Consider the following 5,940-nt stretch of genomic DNA (forward strand, 5'->3'; position numbering starts at 1 on the left):
TTCGCAATGACTTATCTCAATGAGACTGTACTCCGTTACAGCGCAAAGCGCTGTAACCCAAACCATCTAAATCAAAAATAGCATTTTTGATCTCTTCCCAGGTTGGATGTTTAATAAAAGTTGAATGATTTTCGTGTCGCCCAGACAAATCAGTGACATACATTAATTTACCCCCATCAATATAATAGATAAACTATTCCCTACTCTATGACATCAGAGTCGATTGAGAATTTCAGGTAATAAACTTCTGGGAACTTGTGCTAGGGCGCGGTTTTGGGCATCAATGCCTCCCTCATTGTAGAGCGATCGCACGGCTTGCAGTAAATAATTGAGTGCCGTATACGCCATTTGTGGATTATTCTGCCATCTTGTCCACGCTTCGATATGATACTTGAGAGATAATTCGAGGGGTTCAAGGATATCCGATTTATCCTTAGAACCAACTTGATAGGCACTCATCGCCAATTGATATAAAGCCACACCCAGATTATTATAGGTAGCAATGGGATCGAAAGTGAGGTTAAGGGAACCTTCAGATTTAGTATTTTCGAGAGCTTCAATCACCTTTTGATAGGCTCCAATACACTCTCTTAAATGCTCCCGTCTCTGTTCAATGGGTGCATTGGGTTGATTGGCGAAGTGCCAATAGGTTGTTCCCAAATTATTTTGTGTTGCTGTATAGCCACTGGGATTGGTTTCAAGGGTACGATATTGAAGGGCAAGTTGATACGACCAAATCGCTAATTGTAAATAGTCTTTAGAATTGTGATATCGGGATAAATTCCAATACGCAGTCCCTAAGTTATTTTGAATCATCCCATAACTAAGGGCATCGCGATCGGGATGATAATATTTTAGGGCTTCTTGATAAGCCGCGATCGCCTGTTTCAAATTTTTAGCCGCCTCTTGATGTTGCGCCAAATTCCAATAAGCAGTTCCCAGATTATTTTGAGTCGAAGCGTAGTGCTGTGAGTCTTGATCCGACACTCGATCGTAAGATTGATCCACCGGTTTTCCTTGATGGGATAAGGCAGACTGATACGCGGCGATCGCCTTTTGTAACCCTTCTACCGGGTTCTCATGGCGCGATAATTCCCCGTAGGCAATACCCAGATTATTCTGCAACCGAGTATAACCTTGAGGTTGGGATTCAATCTGAGGATGGGATAGTGCTTGTTCATAGGTTTGAATCGCTTGTTTGAGTGCAGCTAACCCCTCTTCCCGGTTCGTCACTTTCCGAGATAAAATCCAGTAGAGATTGCCTAAATCATTGAGTAAGTCTAAACGGGCGATCTCATCCTCCTCTAGCTCTTCTAGAGTCTTCCGTTGCGCGGCGATCGCCTCTTGCACCTCTTCTAGAGTATCCGTTTTGACTACTACAGGACGTGGTGTTTCCCCTCCTCCTGTGCCCAATTTCTGCTCTTCTTCCTCTTGCGGAGGCAGTTCCGCTAACTCTTTTACTTGCTCCTTTAACCCCGCTACCCCTCGGGAATTGGTTGGCAACGGTTCAGCCACAAACTCAAATAACCCCGTATGACAATGCCAAAATCGAGGAACCGACTGTTGAATCGAAAATAACCACGGACGAGGTATCCAGATTAACAGATTCCAATCCCAGGCTAAATCCAGATACCGTTGAGCAATATATTCCAAATTTTGCAAAAAAGACCATTGTTGGGTAGGAGACTTTTGCATCAGACGCTGTACCCCAAAAAATTGGAACCCAGGGGAAAACTCGCGGGGAACATGGGGAGAGAGATCTAAAGGCGAAACCTTCATCCAATCATCTTTGCGTCGTCGAGGAGGAGAGTTAGGACTGAAAGGGAGAGATTTCTGGATTTCTTGATGATTAGCGACATTGTACCAGCGATCGATTTGGTGAACCAAATTCGGATCGTCCGCTTCTAATTCCAGGGTTATCCATCGCGGAATCTCCGAATCTAGCGGAGTTTCATTACATCGACTCTCCATATCCAGTTGATTCACCAAATACTGGCAAAAATTCGGATCGTCACAAACTGCTAAAAACAGTTGACGGCGCAGGTTTAAGCTAAGTGCTTCTTTTAAGTCGCGGTAGGTTTGCCAATTCTTATCTTGCAGCATCATAGGAATTAGGGAATAGGGAATAGAGAATAGGGAATAGGAAATAGAATGCTATATACTTCTATCCTCCAAGGAATGAACCCCAATTCAGGATTTCTTCCCCATTCCCCCATTGCTACTGCTGTTCTGCCTCTACATTAAAGGAAGGAAACGGTGCCGGTGTGCCTTGATAAATCGGTAAAACGCCATTCCATTTCTCAATCATTTTCTCTTGCAGTTCAATTTGCCGCAGTTCTAACGTCATTGAAGTAATGCTAGAAGCTTGAATTTTCGCCACTTCTGCATCTCCTCGCGCTTCGATCTCTTTTTGCTTGGCTTCAGCTTCAGCAACCTCTAACTGCGCTTGAGCGGCGATGAATTTACTCCTAAAGTGTGGATTTTTTATCTAGTAATTCCAAGACTGAAAAAGATTCATAAGGAAAGGCGGCTTTGAGTTCCCGTTGGCGACGTTTTGCGTCAGCAATTTCGCTTTGAATTTGGAGAATAGAAAGGGCAGGGATAAAAACTAAACTCGAACAGTATCCGAATACGCCTAACCAAACTTTAGCCGTATTTGGAGCGCTGACTAAGTTAGCAGAAGTTCCTAATAGCCAAAAACAGAATAGAATTTCAATGCTACCTAAAATAATCCATTTCTTGATGGTGTTCATGTCATAGGGAATAGGAAATAGGGAATGGGTTCAAAACCCATCGGTTAGGTTCTATTCTGGCAAGTTAGACTTACACACCCGGTGATTGTGTAGGAAGATTCACAGGCACTATGGTAAAATTGGAGGGCGGTTTATGAAGCGATCCAATGATTTCACCACAGCTAGAAAACCACTGGAATGAATTTGTATCAGGGCTGGAGGACATAGAGTGGACGACGCAACCAAATCAAGTGGCGAAGTTATCCCAAGATTACTTTCATTTTAGCCCCATTTTACAGCCTTTGTTAGGAGAAAAACGAGCAGATGTAGTCGTCCTTCCCCTCACTGAAGCACAAGTTTTAAGAGTGGTTAAGGTTTGTGTGAAGTATAAAATTCCGATTACTGTTCGCGGTGCGGGAACAGGAAATTATGGTCAATGTGTGCCTCTAGAAGGAGGAGTCGTTTTAGATTTAACTCGAATGAATCAGATTCTGGAGATTAAACCAGGATGGGTGAGAGCGGAACCCGGAGCAAAGTTAGCGCAAATTAATAAGTTAGCTGCTGAAATAGGTTGGGAGTTGCGTTTACTTCCTTCAACCTATCGCACGGCAACCCTAGGGGGGTTTATTGCCGGAGGCAGTGGAGGAATTGGATCTATTTTATACGGATGGTTGGGCGATCGCGGCAATGTCCTAGCTGCCAAAGTGGTTACCCTTGAAGATGAACCGCAAGTGCTGGAATTGCGTGGGGATGACGTGCAACAAGTCAATCATGCCTATGGAACCAATGGCATTATCATTGAGTTAGAAATGCCCTTAGCACCGAGTTATCCGTGGGCTGAAGGTATCGTTGTTTTCTCTGATTTTATGGAAGCAGCACGGTTTAGCCAACAATTAGGAGAAGCAGATGGTTTAATTGCTAAGTTAATTAGTCTTCATGCTTGGCCCATTCCTTCCTATTTTACTGCCCTAAAATCTTATTTACCCGATCGCAAGCACGCAGTTCTAATCATTTTTGATTACTCTAGTTTAGTGGGTGTACAAGCATTAGCGCAAGAGTTTCAAGGAGAAATCACTTATATTTCTTCAACAGCAGAAAAATCCCTGAACTTGGGTGAGTTTACCTGGAATCATACTACCCTTCATGCTCGCACGGCTAACCCAAATTTAACTTATTTGCAAAGCCGCTTTCCCTCCGATCCGAAATTGGAATTAGTGCAACAGTTTTATGAGCATTATGGCGAAGAAGTGATAATGCATTTAGAAATTGTCCGTTTCCAAGGACAAGTTGCTCCCTGCGGCTTAGAGGTTGTGAAGTTTACAAGCGAGGAACGGTTGCAGGAAATTATGGACGATCGCGAAAATCATGGGGTTTCCATCTTTAATCCCCATACCTACGTTTTAGAAGATGGAGGCAGTCGGACGATTAATCCACTTCAAGTCAATTTTAAGAAGAAAGTCGATCCTTATGGTTTATTGAATCCCGGCAAAATGCGTGGCTGGTTGGATCAAATGAATTATAGTGCTTCGCGCTAGGCACACTAGCAATAGGCAATAGCTGGTATGGCTTAGGGTCTAAGGCTTCACCCTGTACTTCATATCAGCATAGCTCACTCGCTAGATTGAGTCTGTTGTTCACTCCCCCTATCTCCCCATATCCCTCTCTCCTCATCACAAGGCAAAGCCCTCTAAAGGGTAAGATTTTCTATAGGGGCCATTTGAAATGTATGGTGACTTCATGAAAGCTTTAAACGCCGCTTCAAAGGCTATAACCTTGACCAAATAAGGCTTTTAGATAATTTTAAGCCCATAGGAGTTGCAATAGTCTTTATATTACCTTCATGAAACCCGGCTAACACCTCGGTGGAAGTTCTGTCATTTTTTCCATAACTGACTCTTTTTGTTCTTTATTCTTAGAAAATCTTAGGAAATAGACTCAACAGAATTGAGTGTAAGCCCTGATGTGCTAACGGTTTTGAGGGGTTATATTAATCATAAGCTAGAAAAAAAACAACTAGCTACCACCATTTTCAGAGCATTCAAGGAGCAATCAAAATGAGTAATATTAGTATAAAAACTTTATTTACAGCTACTGCAGTGACCCTCTCAACAGCTTTTATCGCGACTCAACCGGTACAAGCCTTCGGTTTCACCCCGTCAAGCGGTTTCACCACGTTAACCAGTGACTGGAATATAGTGCAGGACTCCTTTGAGGATGGAACGGGTGGTGGTATTGTTGGCACGAACAGCAATTTTGAAATGTTTGGTATGGCGGCCAAAGTTGAAAACGGCCAAGCCTATTTTGCGTTCAATGGCAACCTGGGACTCGAAAAGAGTGGTGGTATTGGACAAGGGGACTTATTCTTTAACTTCACAGGTAAGAGCTTCAAAGATGCGAGTGCTGCTGAGAAGTTGTTGGGCGTTCATTTTGCCTCGAATGACGCTGGCAATGGCTCTCTAGCCTATGGTCTCTATGAAAATGTGAGCGCTAAAAGCGTAACGAAATGGAACAGTGGTCACAGCGGATTTCAAAGCTATCGGAATTCTGTCGCCAACAAGGGTGGAAGCGTAGATTTTGGAGATTTAACGACTGCGGAAGCTCAGGAATATCTGACGGCTTTTGATGGTGGACATGAAGATGGTAACCACAGCATTCAAAATGTGATTAAAACTGGAGATAAAGTTGCTAATGACGGCTTTGCCTTCTTGAGCGACGCTGAACTTGCTGGTCTTGACTTTGGCTCGAATCACGTAGCAAAAGCACAGACATTTGGATTTAAGTTCGATGCCAGCAAGTTACCGACCGGAAAAGCTTTACTGACTTTAATGCACGAGTGTATCAACGATGGTATGGCGATGGCAGTTGAGTTTGAAGAGGAGCCTACTGTTGGTGTTCCCGAACCGACTAGCATCCTCACTTTAGGTCTGATGGGTTTGGGATTAGCGGGTGGTCAACTGCGCAAGAAAAATTCATAGATGATATGACATCGGGTTAAGCATCAGTCGCTGCAACCGTTACAGAAGCAATCTTGACCAGCGTTAAGATTGCTTTTTTATCAGAAAAATGTGTTGAAAACCCCGTCCTTTTAGGACGGCTTTTCTTGCTTTCTAATCTATCGGATTCTCCTATTTTACAATATTTGTGATATAATGTAAGAAAGAGTGGGTTACGGCCAAACTTCTTCTCTGCTAACTCTGTGGAAAAAAGA

At 43.3% G+C, this 5,940-nt stretch carries 6 protein-coding genes; 2 read left to right on the forward strand and 4 right to left on the reverse strand.

Annotated features, from left to right (window positions below):
• Nucleotides 1–213: 213 nt before the first annotated feature.
• From AC3A14_RS23745 to AC3A14_RS23755, 3 genes are all read right to left on the reverse strand, one after another.
• Nucleotides 214–2,106, reverse strand: coding sequence for a tetratricopeptide repeat protein (locus AC3A14_RS23745; RefSeq protein ID WP_318735791.1), 1,893 nt, complete (start codon nucleotides 2,104–2,106; stop codon nucleotides 214–216).
• Between the two features lie 112 nt (nucleotides 2,107–2,218).
• The gene (locus AC3A14_RS23750; RefSeq protein WP_318735794.1) at nucleotides 2,219–2,380 is read right to left on the reverse strand and encodes a hypothetical protein; all 162 of its coding nucleotides are present in this window, start codon (nucleotides 2,378–2,380) and stop codon (nucleotides 2,219–2,221) included.
• Nucleotides 2,381–2,468: 88 nt separating this feature from the next.
• Nucleotides 2,469–2,753 carry a hypothetical protein gene (locus tag AC3A14_RS23755; RefSeq protein WP_318699955.1) on the reverse strand — a complete coding sequence of 95 codons (285 nt, stop codon included), beginning with the start codon at nucleotides 2,751–2,753 and terminating at the stop codon, nucleotides 2,469–2,471.
• Nucleotides 2,754–2,899: 146 nt separating this feature from the next.
• On the opposite strand from AC3A14_RS23755, the gene AC3A14_RS23760 reads away from it, so the two are divergent.
• Both AC3A14_RS23760 and AC3A14_RS23765 read left to right on the forward strand, forming a co-directional pair.
• Nucleotides 2,900–4,267, forward strand: a complete 1,368-nt coding sequence (locus AC3A14_RS23760; protein WP_318735796.1) for an FAD-binding oxidoreductase — start codon at nucleotides 2,900–2,902, stop codon at nucleotides 4,265–4,267.
• A gap of 519 nt (nucleotides 4,268–4,786) precedes the next feature.
• The gene (locus AC3A14_RS23765) at nucleotides 4,787–5,707 is read left to right on the forward strand and encodes an XDD3 family exosortase-dependent surface protein (protein ID WP_318735798.1); all 921 of its coding nucleotides are present in this window, start codon (nucleotides 4,787–4,789) and stop codon (nucleotides 5,705–5,707) included.
• A gap of 16 nt (nucleotides 5,708–5,723) precedes the next feature.
• On the opposite strand, the gene AC3A14_RS23770 is transcribed toward AC3A14_RS23765, so the two are convergent.
• A partial coding sequence (locus AC3A14_RS23770) for a hypothetical protein (RefSeq protein WP_487779200.1) occupies nucleotides 5,724–5,940 on the reverse strand: 217 nt, incomplete at its 5' end.

Source organism: Roseofilum sp. (genome assembly GCF_982964205.1).

What these genes read in the sequence shown, in the direction of transcription:
- AC3A14_RS23760 (WP_318735796.1), top strand. Translation starts at nt 2,900, where the DNA reads ATGATTTCACCACAGCTAGAAAACCACTGGAATGAATTTGTATCAGGG.
- AC3A14_RS23745 (WP_318735791.1), bottom strand. Translation starts at nt 2,106, where the DNA reads ATGATGCTGCAAGATAAGAATTGGCAAACCTACCGCGACTTAAAAGAA.
- AC3A14_RS23765 (WP_318735798.1), top strand. Translation starts at nt 4,787, where the DNA reads ATGAGTAATATTAGTATAAAAACTTTATTTACAGCTACTGCAGTGACC.
- AC3A14_RS23755 (WP_318699955.1), bottom strand. Translation starts at nt 2,753, where the DNA reads ATGAACACCATCAAGAAATGGATTATTTTAGGTAGCATTGAAATTCTA.